This window comes from Citrobacter sp. CK198, from assembly GCF_030333295.1.
Classification (GTDB): Bacteria; Pseudomonadota; Gammaproteobacteria; order Enterobacterales; family Enterobacteriaceae; genus Citrobacter_B; species Citrobacter_B koseri.
Genome location: NZ_JAOWGE010000023.1, coordinates 275,422 through 290,042, shown reverse-complemented (window position 1 = coordinate 290,042; position 14,621 = coordinate 275,422). Strand labels below are relative to the sequence as shown.

The 14,621-nt window shown below is 55.2% G+C and carries 15 protein-coding genes; 12 read left to right on the top strand and 3 right to left on the bottom strand.

Features of this window, described 5'->3' with window-relative positions:
* The first annotated feature begins 2 nt into the window (after nt 1–2).
* The 3 genes from OGY62_RS03830 (at nt 3) to OGY62_RS03820 (ending at nt 3,447) form a co-directional block, all read left to right on the top strand.
* Nucleotides 3–1,331 (top strand): MFS transporter, encoded by a 1,329-nt coding sequence (locus tag OGY62_RS03830; protein ID WP_230009549.1) that lies wholly within the window; start codon nt 3–5, stop codon nt 1,329–1,331.
* 144 nt (nt 1,332–1,475) lie between these two features.
* Nucleotides 1,476–2,867 (top strand): hexose-6-phosphate:phosphate antiporter UhpT, encoded by a 1,392-nt coding sequence (gene uhpT, locus OGY62_RS03825; protein ID WP_012000765.1) that lies wholly within the window; start codon nt 1,476–1,478, stop codon nt 2,865–2,867.
* A gap of 127 nt (nt 2,868–2,994) precedes the next feature.
* On the top strand, nt 2,995–3,447 hold the full coding sequence (locus tag OGY62_RS03820) for a DUF1198 domain-containing protein (RefSeq protein WP_012135814.1): 453 nt from the start codon (nt 2,995–2,997) through the stop codon (nt 3,445–3,447).
* 60 nt (nt 3,448–3,507) lie between these two features.
* On the opposite strand, the gene OGY62_RS03815 is transcribed toward OGY62_RS03820, so the two are convergent.
* Nucleotides 3,508–3,831 (bottom strand): helix-turn-helix domain-containing protein, encoded by a 324-nt coding sequence (locus tag OGY62_RS03815; RefSeq protein ID WP_047460187.1) that lies wholly within the window; start codon nt 3,829–3,831, stop codon nt 3,508–3,510.
* Complete coding sequence (locus OGY62_RS03810) at nt 3,815–4,174, bottom strand: type II toxin-antitoxin system RelE/ParE family toxin (protein ID WP_104867989.1); 360 nt, start codon at nt 4,172–4,174, stop codon at nt 3,815–3,817. Before OGY62_RS03810 ends, OGY62_RS03815 begins: the two co-directional genes overlap by 17 nt.
* Before the next feature lie 226 nt (nt 4,175–4,400).
* On the opposite strand from OGY62_RS03810, the gene nepI reads away from it, so the two are divergent.
* Nucleotides 4,401–5,594, top strand: a complete 1,194-nt coding sequence (nepI, locus tag OGY62_RS03805; protein WP_286459133.1) for a purine ribonucleoside efflux pump NepI — start codon at nt 4,401–4,403, stop codon at nt 5,592–5,594.
* A 39-nt stretch (nt 5,595–5,633) separates the two neighbouring features.
* Here nepI and OGY62_RS03800 read toward each other — a convergent pair whose 3' ends face one another.
* On the bottom strand, nt 5,634–5,927 hold the full coding sequence (locus OGY62_RS03800; protein WP_024131070.1) for a YicS family protein: 294 nt from the start codon (nt 5,925–5,927) through the stop codon (nt 5,634–5,636).
* A 188-nt stretch (nt 5,928–6,115) separates the two neighbouring features.
* On the opposite strand from OGY62_RS03800, the gene dagR reads away from it, so the two are divergent.
* From dagR to nlpA, 8 genes are all read left to right on the top strand, one after another.
* On the top strand, nt 6,116–8,914 hold the full coding sequence (gene dagR, locus OGY62_RS03795) for a transcriptional regulator DagR (protein ID WP_286459130.1): 2,799 nt from the start codon (nt 6,116–6,118) through the stop codon (nt 8,912–8,914).
* Nucleotides 8,915–9,140: 226 nt separating this feature from the next.
* Complete coding sequence (locus tag OGY62_RS03790) at nt 9,141–9,566, top strand: PTS sugar transporter subunit IIA (protein ID WP_024131069.1); 426 nt, start codon at nt 9,141–9,143, stop codon at nt 9,564–9,566.
* Between the two features lie 11 nt (nt 9,567–9,577).
* Nucleotides 9,578–10,063, top strand: a complete 486-nt coding sequence (locus OGY62_RS03785) for a PTS sugar transporter subunit IIB (RefSeq protein ID WP_042323421.1) — start codon at nt 9,578–9,580, stop codon at nt 10,061–10,063.
* Nucleotides 10,064–10,086: 23 nt separating this feature from the next.
* Complete coding sequence (locus tag OGY62_RS03780) at nt 10,087–10,836, top strand: PTS mannose/fructose/sorbose/N-acetylgalactosamine transporter subunit IIC (protein WP_012135807.1); 750 nt, start codon at nt 10,087–10,089, stop codon at nt 10,834–10,836.
* Nucleotides 10,833–11,693 (top strand): PTS system mannose/fructose/sorbose family transporter subunit IID, encoded by an 861-nt coding sequence (locus OGY62_RS03775; RefSeq protein ID WP_012135806.1) that lies wholly within the window; start codon nt 10,833–10,835, stop codon nt 11,691–11,693. Before OGY62_RS03780 ends, OGY62_RS03775 begins: the two co-directional genes overlap by 4 nt.
* Before the next feature lie 3 nt (nt 11,694–11,696).
* The gene (gene dgaE, locus OGY62_RS03770) at nt 11,697–12,806 is read left to right on the top strand and encodes a D-glucosaminate-6-phosphate ammonia lyase (protein ID WP_286459128.1); all 1,110 of its coding nucleotides are present in this window, start codon (nt 11,697–11,699) and stop codon (nt 12,804–12,806) included.
* Nucleotides 12,793–13,536 carry a 2-dehydro-3-deoxy-phosphogluconate aldolase gene (gene dagF, locus OGY62_RS03765; RefSeq protein WP_071259151.1) on the top strand — a complete coding sequence of 248 codons (744 nt, stop codon included), beginning with the start codon at nt 12,793–12,795 and terminating at the stop codon, nt 13,534–13,536. The genes dgaE and dagF overlap by 14 nt, the downstream gene beginning before the upstream one ends.
* Before the next feature lie 160 nt (nt 13,537–13,696).
* Nucleotides 13,697–14,515 carry a lipoprotein NlpA gene (gene nlpA, locus OGY62_RS03760; protein WP_049008078.1) on the top strand — a complete coding sequence of 273 codons (819 nt, stop codon included), beginning with the start codon at nt 13,697–13,699 and terminating at the stop codon, nt 14,513–14,515.
* Nucleotides 14,516–14,621 lie beyond the last annotated feature (106 nt).

The window sequence follows — 14,621 nt, the reverse complement described above, 5'->3', positions numbered from 1 at the left end:
CGATGCTGACGTTTCTGAAAGCTCCGGCAAATGCGCCGTTGATAACCGATAAACACGAAGTCGATGCGCGTTACCGCTACTGGCGGCGACAGATCTTACTTACCATCTGGCTTGGCTACGCGCTGTTCTATTTCACTCGTAAAAGTTTTAATGCCGCCGTGCCGGAGATCCTCATCAGCGGCGTGCTGACCCGCAGTGATATCGGCCTGCTGGCGACGCTGTTTTACATCACTTATGGCCTGTCGAAGTTTGTCTCCGGCATCGTCAGCGACCGTTCCAACGCCCGTTATTTTATGGGCATTGGGCTGATCGCCACCGGCGTGGTGAATATCCTGTTCGGTTTCTCCACGTCGCTGTGGGCCTTTGCATTACTGTGGGCGTTGAATGCCTTCTTCCAGGGCTGGGGAGCGCCGGTGTGCGCCCGTCTGCTGACGTCCTGGTACTCGCGTAATGAGCGTGGCGGGTGGTGGGCTATCTGGAATACTGCGCATAACGTCGGTGGGGCGTTGATTCCGATCGTCATGGCTGCTGCCGCTCTGCATTACGGCTGGCGCGCCGGGATGATGATTGCCGGAACGCTGGCGATTATCGTCGGCATTTTTCTCTGCTGGCGGCTGCGTGACAGGCCACAGGCTATCGGTTTGCCAGCGGTCGGGGACTGGCGGCATGATGAGCTGGAAATCGCTCAGCAGCAGGAGGGCGCGGGGTTGACCCGCAAAGAGATCCTGACCAAATACGTGCTGTTGAATCCCTATATCTGGCTGCTCTCGCTGTGCTATGTGTTGGTGTACGTGGTACGCGCGGCGATCAACGACTGGGGCAACCTGTATATGTCGGAGACGCTGGGTGTCGATCTGGTCACCGCCAACACGGCGGTCACGATGTTCGAGCTGGGCGGGTTTATCGGCGCGCTGGTGGCGGGCTGGGGCTCAGATAAACTGTTCAACGGCAACCGTGGGCCAATGAACCTGATTTTCGCTGCCGGAATACTGCTCTCTGTCGGTTCGTTATGGCTGATGCCGTTCGCCAGTTACGTGATGCAGGCGGCGTGCTTCTTCACCACCGGCTTTTTTGTCTTTGGCCCACAGATGCTGATCGGCATGGCGGCTGCGGAATGTTCGCACAAAGAGGCGGCGGGGGCGGCAACCGGTTTTGTCGGTCTGTTTGCCTATCTTGGCGCATCGCTCTCCGGCTGGCCGCTGGCGCAGGTGATGGAAACCTGGCACTGGACCGGGTTCTTTGTGGTGATTGCCATCGCGGCGGGCATTTCCGCCCTGCTGCTGCTGCCGTTTTTGAACGCGCAGGCGCCGCGCGAGGCCAGCATTACGTGACGGACTTCACCTTTTTACCCCGAGTGGGGCAAAACTAAGAAATTTTCCCGGTTTCGCCTGGACGCTGTCTCAGGCTGGTTGGGCGGCTGATTTTTACAATGCCTGCAATAAAGCAGGCTTAAAAAATCAGGAGATACCCGTCCCATGCTGAACTTCTTAAACCAGGTGCGTAAGCCGACCCTGGATCTGCCGCTCGATGTACGGCGCAAAATGTGGTTCAAACCGTTCATGCAGTCCTATCTGGTGGTCTTTATCGGCTACCTGACCATGTACCTGATCCGCAAAAACTTCAACATCGCCCAGAACGACATGATCTCCACCTACGGGCTGAGCATGACGCAACTGGGGATGATTGGTCTGGGCTTCTCGATCACCTATGGCGTAGGCAAAACGCTGGTTTCCTACTATGCCGACGGCAAAAACACCAAGCAGTTCCTGCCGTTTATGCTGATTCTTTCCGCTATCTGTATGCTGGGCTTCAGCGCCAGCATGGGGAGCGGTTCCGTTAGCCTGTTCCTGATGATCGCCTTCTACGCGCTGAGCGGTTTCTTCCAGAGTACCGGCGGGTCGTGCAGTTACTCCACCATCACCAAATGGACGCCCCGTCGTAAGCGCGGCACCTTCCTCGGCTTCTGGAATATCTCCCACAACCTCGGCGGCGCTGGCGCGGCAGGCGTGGCGCTGTTCGGCGCGAACTACCTGTTCGACGGCCATGTGATCGGCATGTTTATCTTCCCGTCGATCATCGCGCTGATTGTGGGCTTCATCGGCCTGCGCTTTGGCAGCGACTCCCCGGAATCTTATGGTCTTGGTAAGGCGGAAGAGTTGTTCGGCGAAGAGATCAGCGAAGAGGACAAAGAGACCGAAGAAAATGAGATGACCAAGTGGCAGATCTTTGTGGAATACGTCCTGAAAAACAAAGTGATCTGGCTGCTGTGCTTCTCCAACATCTTCCTGTACGTGGTGCGTATTGGTATCGACCAGTGGTCTACCGTTTACGCATTCCAGGAACTGAAACTCTCAAAAGAAGTGGCGATTCAGGGCTTTACCCTGTTTGAAGTGGGCGCGCTGGTCGGCACGCTGCTGTGGGGCTGGCTGTCGGATCTGGCGAACGGTCGTCGCGCGCTGGTGGCCTGCGTTGCGCTGGCGCTGATTATCGCCACCCTCGGCGTTTACCAACATGCCAGCAACCAGTACGTCTACCTGGCGTCCCTGTTCGCGCTCGGTTTCCTGGTGTTTGGCCCGCAGTTGCTGATCGGCGTGGCGGCAGTCGGCTTCGTTCCGAAAAAAGCGATCGGCGCGGCGGACGGCATTAAAGGCACCTTCGCTTACCTGATCGGCGACAGCTTCGCCAAGCTGGGGCTGGGGATGATTGCCGACGGTACGCCAGTCTTTGGTCTGACCGGCTGGGCGGGCACCTTTGCCGCGCTGGATGCCGCTGCCATTAGCTGCATCTGCCTGATGGCGATGGTCGCGGTGCTGGAAGAACGTAAAATTCGCCGCGAGAAAAAAATACAGCAACTGAAAGTCGCTTAAGTGTGTATTGGTAACGTTTTGCCCGGCCTGGCGCCGGGCTTTTTTATTGCGCGCAGGGTGATGCTCCACATTGCCTGTCGAGAATTTGTCGTTATGATGGACGTCCTGTTGAGTAACGGATGTGCGCATGATTTGGATTATGCTGGCCACGCTGGTCGTGGTGTTTATTGTTGGCTTCAGGGTGCTCACCTCGGGGGCCCGGCGTGCGATTCGTCGGTTAAGCGAGCGTCTGGGCATCAGCGTGGTGCCGGTGGAATCAATGATCGACCAGATGGGCAAAGCGCCTGGAGAGGCGTTTTTACAGTACCTGCATCGTCCTGATGAATCACATCTGCAAAATGCCGCCCAGATATTGCTAATCTGGCAGATCGTGATTGTGGATGGCAGCGATCAGAACCTGCAACAGTGGTATCGTCAGCTGCAAAAAACGCGTCTGGCCGCGCCAATTACTGACGCGCAGGTACGCCTGGCGCTGGGGTTTCTGCGCGAAATAGAACCGGATATGCAAGAGATTAACGCCTTCCAGATACGCTACAACGCCCTTTTTCAACCTGAAGATGGCGTGCACTGGTTGCATTGAGAACGGTATGTGCCATTTTGCATATAACGAATGGTGTTAATTGCTTATCAGCGAGACTCATCAGGCCAGCACTTTTAGTCCGTGCTTTTGCACAATGGTAAGAAGCTTCAACGCTATACCGCCGGGGCGCTTTGCGCCGCTCTCCCATTTTTGCACTGTAGAAACGCTGGTATTCAGATAGCGCGCGAAAACGGGCTGGCTGACGTTCAGCTTCTCGCGTAGTGCTTTGATTTCAAGCGGCTGAAGATCCTCCACGCTACTGAGGCATGCTTTGTCAAAGTTGCGCATCGTTTCCTGGGGAATGGCGTCAACGCTGAATAATCCAGAAGCTGCGCTGTGAATAGCTTCAAAAGCAGGGCTTTTGAATTTATTTTTTGCAGTCATGGCAAATCTCCACCAATTCTTTACTTTTAATCAATGCCGTCATTTTATCTTCAGCGAGACCAGCATAATGCTTTGCTAACTCGCGGAACCCGGCTAATTCACCGTTGTCGATGTTTGCCATATCCTGTTTGGCATATAAAAATGTATAAAACCAATGTATACCGCCTTTTGCGAGGATGATCGCGCGATCGCGATTCTGATTGAGGCGTTTTTTGTAAACCCCACCACCGAGATCCTCCACTTTTCCCTGCATTGCTGCTGCAATAACCTTACATAACTCTTCGTCTTTGATTGCATGGGACTTTGCTTCCCTGGCAAACCATTTGGTTTTAAATACACGCATCGGGTTGACATCCTGTAACCGTAAATATAGCACTTGGTGCTATATTATGTCCTTTTCTTCCCACTGTGAATGCGAAGGCGCGCGAATATCATGGCGCATTTTTCATCATGCGATCGGGTAAGCATATTTCCCTGCAACAAAGGAAAGTTGCTAAAACGTTAAATGCGTCACACTTTAGATGTTACACTGCACGGCTTTTCTGGCAGAGAAAGACGCAGGTAACGAAATGAGTGCAAGAATCGAAGAACAATCCCATGCTGAGACGATTATCCGGCCAAACTGGTCGGCTGTTTTCGCTGTGGCGTTCTGTGTTGCCTTCCTGATCACCGTTGAGTTTTTGCCCGTCAGCCTGCTGACGCCGATGGCGCAGGACCTCGGAATCTCTGAAGGCGTCGCCGGGCAGTCGGTAACGGTAACGGCGTTTGTCGCCATGTTTGCCAGCCTGTTTATCACCCAAATTATTCAGGCGACCGATCGTCGCTATGTGGTGATCCTGTTTGCCGTTTTATTAACGCTTTCCTGTCTGCTGGTCTCGTTTGCAACTTCCTTCACGCTGCTGTTGGCCGGGCGTGCCTGCCTGGGGCTGGCGCTGGGGGGATTCTGGGCGATGTCGGCTTCGTTGACGATGCGTCTGGTGCCGCCGCGTACCGTGCCTAAAGCGTTGTCGGTTATTTTTGGCGCGGTCTCCATCGCGCTGGTGATCGCCGCGCCGCTGGGCAGTTTTTTAGGTGGGATTATTGGCTGGCGTCATGTTTTTAACGCGGCGGCGGTGATGGGCGTACTGTGTGTTATTTGGGTAGTGAAATCGTTACCTTCGCTGCCTGGCGAACCGTCTCACCAAAAACAAAATATCTTCAGTCTGTTGCAACGTCCCGGCGTAATGGCGGGGATGATCGCCATCTTTATGTCCTTTGCCGGACAGTTCGCGTTCTTTACCTACATCCGCCCGGTGTATATGAATCTGGCGGGCTTTGATGTCGATGGCCTGACGCTGGTGCTGCTGAGCTTTGGCATCGCCAGTTTTGTGGGAACGTCGCTCTCCTCTTTTATTCTTAAACGCTCGGTCAAACTGGCGCTGGCAGGCGCGCCGTTGGTTCTGGCCGTCAGCGCGCTGGTGCTGACGTTGTGGGGAAGCGAAAAAGTGGTGGCGGCAGGGATCGCGATTGTCTGGGGGCTGTCGTTTGCGCTGGTGCCGGTAGGGTGGTCAACGTGGATCACCCGTACGCTTGCCGATCAGGCGGAAAAAGCCGGGTCCGTTCAGGTTGCGGTGATCCAGCTTGCCAATACCTGCGGTGCGGCTGTTGGCGGTTATGCGCTTGATAACCTTGGTCTGCTGTCGCCGCTGGCGCTCTCCGGCAGCCTGATGTTGCTGACGGCGCTGCTGGTGACGGTAAAAGTTCGCATACAAACGACGCGATAATACATCAAAAGGGGTGACGATTCGGTCACCCATGACGTTTTACATATCCGGGCATTCGACTTTGCCGAGCGCTTCCCAGTAGTTATTCTGGTTGTTCCTTTCTATCGCCACGATGGCTTCGCGGATGTGCTGTTGATTACTCTCATTCGACATGATCATCTTCTCCCATGCCTCATCCGACAGCGATGCCTGCGGCGTACACATTTTGCGTAGCTCTTTCAGGACGGTGCTTTTTTCGTTAGCGGTCTGAAGCGAGCTATAAGGCGAGTTAGCCAACGCAATGCCTGGCAGCGCGAGAAGGGCGGTAAAGAGCAGCAGAGCGGTTTGTTTCATCGTCATCATCCAGTATTCAAAGTTTAAGCATAAGTATAGACAGAACACGACTCTCTCAGCGGTCCGCATTACTTCGCAAAACCGTCTCGTCTGTAAGTTGTAGGCGGATTCTCCCCGCTCTCTCACTTTCTTGCGCAGCAGAATAGTGTATGTTCTGAACAATCATTTATTTCTTAAGCGGTAAAGAGATGAGACGGATTGAGGTAATACTGGGGGAACTCGAACGGCTGACGCGCGGGCTGAATCTTGCCGATCTGGCGCAGGAGACGGCATTTACGGCGGAAGCCATTGGCTTTAACCTCGGGCTGGCGCGCAACTCGGTCAGTAAAGATCTCAATCAACTCTGCAATGATGGTCTGGCGATCAAAAGCCGGGGCCGCCCGGTGTTTTTCCTGCACCGTCAGGCGCTGGAAACGCTGCTGGGGCGTAAGCTGGATGACGCCGAACGTGAAGTACGTACGATTGCCGATCTGTTGCCGCGTCAGCAAGGACACACAATCGACGATCCCTTTACCGGTCTGATTGGCTACGATCGCAGCCTGCGCGATGCAGTAGAAAAAGGCCGCGCCGCAGTGCTTTACCCCCACGGGTTGCATGTGTTGCTGACCGGACCTTCCGGCGTTGGTAAAACCTTCTTTGCTGAACTGATGCACCGCTTTGCCTGCGAGCACGCCGCAGGCCCCCTGCCGCCGCTGGTCTATTTTAACTGTGCGGAATATGCCCATAACCCGGAACTGCTCTCTTCGCACCTGTTCGGTCATCGACAGGGGGCGTTTACCGGAGCAAGCGAGAATAAACCCGGCCTGGTGGAGCAGGCGGACGGCGGCTATCTGCTGCTGGATGAGGTACACCGTCTGCCATATGAAGGGCAGGAAAAGCTGTTCTCCATTCTCGATAAAGGTGAATACCGTCCGCTGGGGGCAAGCAGCAAGGCGCGTTCGATATCGGTACGCCTGATTTGCGCGACGACAGAACCGGTAAGTTCGGCGTTGTTACGTACTTTTCAGCGGCGTATTCAGGTCTGTATCGATCTGCCGGGCATTCGCCAGCGTTCAATCGAAGAACAGGTGGAGCTGATTGTCGGCTTTTTGCAACGTGAAAGTCGCAAAATTGAGCGCACGGTGAGTATCGACAAGACGCTGTTGCTCTGGCTGCTGAATAAGCCGCTGGAAGGCAACATCGGCCAGCTCAAGAGTGATATCCAGTTCCTCTGCGCTCAGGCGTGGGCGTCGGGGATGACGGAGCATAACGATACGCTGCAACTGGATAAACGGCTGGCGGAAATGCCGTTTAACGCCACGCCGGAGCAACGTCTGCTGGTGGACACGCTGTTTGATGGCAAAGAGCGCTTGAACGTTGACGCGCGCACGTTGCCCGCCTTGAAAACGTCGCTGGCGACGGGTGCCGAGATTGAAGAGAGCGATCTCTTTTACAGCTTCCTGACCCGCGAATACGTCAATCTGCGCAACAGTAACGTGCCTCCGGCGGAAACGCTGGCGATCCTGAAAAATAAGCTCAGCTCGATTTTTGAATATGGCCTCTACAGTCGCGACAATATTGCGCATCCGCCGCGTTATGGCGACCAGATTGAGGAACGCGTGACGCTGCTTATTGGCTGCGTGGAGCAGGTGCTTACGTTTACGCTGCCGGAGAACCTGGTAAATCCGCTGCGTAAACATTTTCTGGCGCTGATTGGCTACGTTCAGCGCGGCCTGATTCCGCAGCTTTATTCTTCCAGCCTGATCCTCGATCGTTGCAAAGATGAGTACGACAACGCCACATTGTTGTGCCGAAAAATCAATGAATTGCTGCATATTCAGTGTCCGGCGACGGAAGTGGTCTGGCTGTGTCTGTTCCTCAAAGAGTGTCGTCATTATCGTCAGCGTATCGACGCCAGCCCGGACTGCGGGGTGATCCTGATTGCTCACGGCGCAACGACGGCCACAAGCATGGCGCAGTATGTGAATCGGGTGCTGGAGCGCGAGTTGTTCAGTGCTATCGATATGCCGTTTGAGCAGTCGGTGCATGACACGCTGGAAACCCTGACCCAGATGATTCAGACCCGACGTTATCAGCGGCTGATCCTGATGGTGGACATCGGCTCGCTGGTACATTTTGGCAGTACGATCAGCAAATTATTCCAGATTGACGTTCTGCTGATGCCAAATATAACCCTGACCAGCCTGCTGGAGGTGGGGCTGGATTTAAGCTATGAAACCAGCGACCTGCCGCAGCTGGCGGCGTTAATGCAGGGTAAAAGCATCCCCTGCCAGCTTTGTACGCCACAGCAGGAAAACGGCGGCAAAGTGCTGGTTATCTCCTGTATTACCGGCATGGGCACGGCGGAAAAAATCAAAAAGGTGCTGGAGGAGAGTTTTGGCGAGCTGATGTCGCAGGACACGCGGATGGTGATCCTCGATTACAACGATGTTCGCAGCCTGGAGCGCGTCCAGCAGCCGCTGCATGCCAGTGAACGACTGGCGGGTATTGTTGGCACCTTCCAGCCGGGGCTGCCGGATATTCCATTCATTTCGCTGGAGGAATTGTTCTCTGAGCAGGGGCCGGAACTGGTGTTGAGCCTGTTAACGCCGGACCTCACCAGCGCTGAACGTCGCCTGGAAATGGAACGCAGCGCAATGCGCTTTATCAGCGCGCTGACGATGGAGAGCATTATCAACCATATTTCAGTGCTTAACCCGCAGCGTATTCTGAAAGAAATGGAAGGGGTGCTTAACCATCTGACCACCGCGCTTTCGCTGAAACCAAGCCGCCAGGTGACACTGCGCTTCCTGATCCACTGCTGCTGCATGGTCGAGCGTATCGTGATTAACCGAAAACCGTTACAGATGGCGCTGGAAAACAAACCGGATCTGGATGCCCGCGCTTTTAGTGTCATCAAATCGGCTTTCCTGCCGATTGAAGAGGCTTATGCCATCCGTTTATCGGACGCGGAATATTTTTATATCTACGAATTACTCTATAGCTGATCCCTTATCTGGCGTGGCGCTGCGCCTCGCCAGACCTCTCTTCTCCCCTCGCGTGACACTAATCCTGGCACAGCCTTTGCTCTTACTTTGATGAGTTTTGCCGGATGGCGTTTGCTATTCGTAGGCCCGGTTCGTAGGCCCGGTAAGCGTAGCGCCACCGGGCAATGTGTGCCGGATGGCGCTATCGGGCATTGCCAGTCTCATGTAATCGAGCCAGGAGGCCATTTTGACTACCACTGAATCCTTGCCCCAGATCCTGCTGCTGACGCATGGCGGCTGGGGACAACAGCTCTGCAACAGCCTTCGCATGGTGATGGGGGAAATTAAAGGCGTAACAGAAATTGCGCTCATGCCCGTGGATACGCTGGGCGAGTTTTATCAACGTGTCGAAGCCGTGGTGAAAACCATGCCGGAAGGCTCACTTATTCTGACCGATTTTGTTGGCGGCACGACCTCCAACGTGGCGGCACGACTGAGTGCAGATTATCCGGTAGCGGTGGTTTCCGGGCTGAACGCCTCGCTGCTGCTGGAGGCGCTGGACCGGCGCGAACACGGCCCGCTTACCGCCTGCGTGAGCGGTCTGGTGGAAGCCGGGCGCAGCAGTTGTCTGGATGTCGTCGCCCATGTTCGTCAATTACAACAATCACAATAAGGAAAATCATTATGGCAAACATCGTGTTATGTCGCATCGACAGCCGTCTGATTCATGGGCAGGTCGTGACGAAGTGGGTCGGACAATCCCAGGCGAACCGGATTGCCGTGGTCAGTGACGAACTGGATGCCGATCCGTTTATGAAAAACATCTACCTGATGGCCGCGCCGCCAAACATCAAAGTGGATTGCTACAGCAACCAGAGCTTTGCGGCATCGTGGAAAGAAAACCAACTCGGCGACGGCAATGTGCTGGTGTTGTTCCCGTCTCTGGCGGCCATTCAACAGGCCGTGCAGCAGGGATTTGATGTCACCACCATTCAGGTTGGGGGCTTAGGCGGTGGGCCAAACCGCAAAGCGGTTTTCCAGAACATTACGCTCGATGAAAAAGACGTTGGCATTCTTAACGACCTGAAAAGTCGTGGGATTCAGGTGTTCTTCCAGACTATCCCGGAAGATAAACCACAGTCGCTGGACGATATCCTGAAAAAATTCTAACCCTCTGATAATGGGATAACACTATGGATACTTTAGTCTTTGCAAGCCTGATGGGGTTGTATTACTGGTTTGCCCGATTACGCCTTGGCTACACCTTCTCCGCCATGCTGCTTCAGCCGGTGGTTGTCGCGGTCTTTGTGGGGCTGCTGCTCGGGAACATGCAGACGGCGATGATCATCGGGGCGGGTATGCAGCTCGTCTATCTGGGCGTGACCTCGACGCCGGGCGGTAACGTGCCGTCAGATCCGGCGCTGGCGGCCTGTATCTCGATCCCCATTGCGGTTAAAGCCGGAATGGACCCCAACCTGGCGATTGCGCTGGCGATTCCGTTTGGCGTGATCGGCGTATTCCTCGACCAGCTACGCCGTACGCTGAACGCCGCCTGGGTACATATGGCCGACAAACACGCGGAAACGGCAAACATGGCGGGCATTATGCGCTGCGCTTTCCTTTACCCGGCGTTACTCGGTCTGGCGCTGCGTTTCCCGGTGGTGTTCGCCGCCAACTATTTCGGCCAGAACGTAGTAGAAAGCTTCCTCAAGCTGATGCCGCACTGGCTGACCCACTCCTTTGAAATCATGGGCGGGATCCTCCCGGCGCTGGGCTTCGCCATCACCATTATGGTGATCGGCAAAAAGAGTCTGCTGCCGTGGTTTATCGGTGGATTCTTCGCGGTGCTGTACCTCAAGGTCGACATCATGGCGATGGCAATCTTCGGCACCTGTGTGGCCTTCCTGATTAAAGGCCTGGCGAAAAATGAAGGAGCAGCATGATGAGCAGCGACGTAATGCAACATGAACTGGTTGAGCGTGCGCGGGAAACCGGAGCGCTGACCAAAGCGGACATCACCAGGGCGTGGTTTATCTACTGGCTGGGTGCGGAGGTTTCTAACTCCTATGAACGTTTACAGAGCCTGATTTTCTGCGCCTCGATGACGCCGATCATCAAAAAACTCTACCCGCAAAAAGAGGAACAGGTGGAAGCGCTGAAGCGCCATCTGAACTTCTTTAACTCAGAACAGACCTTTGGCGCGGTGATCCAGGGCATCTCCATCGCTATGGAAGAGCAGAAAACGCGTGGCGAACCGATCAGCGACGCCTCCATCACCGGGATTAAAACCGGCCTGATGGGGCCGCTGGCCGGGATGGGCGATTCCATCGTCTGGGCGGCGGTGATGCCGCTGTTGATTGCGATTTTTATTCCGTTCGCCGCCAATGGCAGCGCATTCGGGGGTATTGCGCCGCTGATTCTCTATCCGGCCATTACGCTGGCGATCAGCTACGGCCTGATTCACAAAGGCTATACGCTGGGGCGTGATTCCATCGTCGGGCTGTTGCAAGGGGGGCGAATCAAGGAACTGATCTACGGCGCTAACGTGCTGGGGCTGATCATGATGGGGGCGCTGTCGGCGAGCTACGTCAAGATCACCACCCCGCTAAAAATCAGCGCCCTGAAAGGTTCTGAAGTGGTGGTTCAGCAGATCCTCGATTCGATTGCGCCTGGCCTGCTGCCGCTGGCGGCAGTATTTGCCATCTATATCTTTCTGGTGAAGAAAGGGCCGCGTTATACCACCATTCTGCTGTCGATTGTGGCGCTTAGCGTGGTCTGCTCGCTGCTGGGAGTGTTGTAAGCCATGACACAGAATATCTATCAACAGCTGGGGCTAAAGCAGGTGATTAACGCCTGCGGCAAGATGACGATTCTTGGCGTTTCCAGCGTCGCGCCGGAGGTGATGCACGCCACGGCGCGTGCGGCCTCCGCTTTTGTCGAGCTCGACAAGCTGGTGGAAAAAACCGGTGAGCGGGTCTCCCGCTATACCGGCGCTGAAGACAGTTATGTCACCTCATGCGCCTCGGCGGGAATTGCGATTGCCGTTGCCGCCGCCATTACCCGTGGCGACCCGTTCAGGGTGACACTAATGCCGGACAGTACCGGTATGGCCAATGAAGTGGTGATGCTGCGTGGGCATAATGTGGATTACGGCGCGCCGATCACCAGCGCGATCCGTCTGGGTGGCGGGCGCGTAGTGGAAGTGGGGTCGAGCAACCTGGCCGCGCGCTGGCAACTGGAGAGTGCGATTACCGATGACACCGCCGCCCTGCTGTATGTGAAATCACATCACTGCGTGCAGAAGGGGATGTTGGGCATTGAGGACTTCGTCCAGGTGGCGCAGATTCACAACCTGCCGTTAATTGTTGATGCCGCTGCCGAGGAGGATTTGCACGTCTGGGTGGCGAGCGGCGCGGATATGGTTGTCTACAGCGGCGCGAAAGCCTTCAATGCGCCAACCTCTGGATTTATCACCGGCAAGAGAACGTGGATCGCCGCCTGCAAAGCGCAGCATCACGGCATCGCCAGAGCGATGAAGATCGGTAAGGAGAATATGGTCGGGCTGGTATATGCGCTGGAGAATTATCACCAGGGGCAGACGATAGTCACCGCCGAACAGCTTCAGCCGGTAGCCGACGCCATTTCAGCGATTCGTGGGTTGAGTGCGGATATTGAGCAGGATGAGGCCGGGCGCGCGATCTGGCGTATTCGTATTCGGGTGAATGCCCGTGAACTGGGGCGGGATGCCCGCGAAGTCGAAGCTCAGCTGCGCGGCGGCGATATCGCCATTTATGCCCGTCGCTATAACCTCCACCAGGGCGTTTTCAGCCTCGATCCGCGAACGGTCGCAGAAGGGGAAATGGCGTTAATCGTGGCGCGACTGAAGGAGATTGCCGACCATGCAGCAGATTAATTTTTATCGTAATCGTGTGGCGATTAACGTACTGGCGAAAGATATCGCCAATGCCAGGGAAATCTATGATGCTGCCGAAGGCCATGCGGCGATTGGCGTCCTCTCCGCACAGTTTGCCTCAGTGGAAGACGGTGTTCAGGAGGTAAAACGCTGGATGGCGGAGGTGCCGTGCATCTCCGTGGGGCTGGGAGCGGGCGATCCGGCGCAATACTATAAGGCGGCGATGATTGCTGCAAAGGTACACCCGGCGCACGTCAACCAGACCTTTACCGGATGTGGTTTTGCCGCTGGCGCGCTGGCGGCAACGGGCGGCGAAAAAACGCATATCAACGCGCTGGTCAGCCCGACAGGCACGCCGGGCGAGGTGCTTATCTCCACTGGCGTTCGCAGCAGCCAGGGGACGCCGGCCCGCGTTTCCTGCGATGCAGCGGTACGCATGATGCAGGATATGGGGGCGCACGCGGCGAAGTTTTTTCCGATGGGCGGCGAGACGTCGTTACCGGAGCTGTATGTGCTGGCAACCAGCGCAGCCCGCAACGGGATGACGCTGATCGAACCGACCGGCGGCATTTCCCTGGAAAATTTCGGCGTTATTTTGCAAACCTGTCTGGAGGCGGGCGTGCCGCGCGTGATGCCGCATGTTTACAGCTCGATTATCGATCCGCAAACCGGAAACACCCGGCCTGACGATATCGTCAGGTTAATGGAGATCGTGAAAGCGCTGGTTTGATGGCGTAGTTTACGTAGGCCCGGCAAGCGTTCGCGCCACCGGGCTTTTTGTATATGCCTTTTTCTTCTTGCTGATGCCTTTTCGTTTTTTAAACCGCAGCGGCCTTCCCGCTATAGTCATTTCATTACCCATCAGATGGTTATTTAATAAGGATAAAAACGTGAAATTGACGATATCTCATTTACGGGCAGGGGCGGCGGTACTGTTGGCGGGCATATTGCTGGCGGGGTGCGATCAGCAAAGCAGCGACGCGAAACACATCAAAGTCGGCGTGATTAACGGCGCCGAGCAGGATGTGGCGGAAGTCGCGAAGAAAGTTGCCAAAGAGAAGTACGGTCTTGATGTGGAACTGGTAGGATTCAGCGGTTCATTGCTGCCTAACGATGCGACCAATCACGGCGAACTGGACGCCAACGTGTTCCAGCATCGACCGTTCCTCGAACAAGATAACAAAGCCCATAACTACACGCTGGTAGCGGTAGGCAACACCTTTGTTTTCCCGATGGCGGGCTACTCGAAAAAAATTAAAACGGTTGATCAACTGAAAGACGGGGCGACGATCGCCATTCCTAACGATCCGACTAACCTCGGGCGTGCGCTCCTGCTGCTGCAAAAAGAGAAGTTGATTACCCTGAAAGAGGGGAAAGGTCTGTTACCAACGGCGCTGGATATCACTGACAACCCACGTCATCTGAATATTATGGAACTGGAAGGCGCGCAGCTGCCGCGCGTACTGGACGATGCGAAAGTGGATGTGGCGATCATTAGCACCACCTACATCCAGCAAACCGGACTTTCGCCGGTGCATGACAGCGTCTTTATCGAAGATAAAAACTCGCCGTATGTGAACATACTGGTGGCGCGGGAAGACAACAAAGATGCTGAAAATGTGAAAGCGTTTTTACAGTCTTATCAGTCGCCGGAAGTTGCGAAAGCCGCAGAGACTATCTTTAACGGTGGCGCGGTGCCGGGGTGGTGATCGGTAACGCTTTAAGTTAAATGAACTTTATCGCCAGAGACTCTTTTCTGGCGATAACATGCAGCATGGTATTTCCCGCTTAACGACAATAGCGAAATTTCTCTTC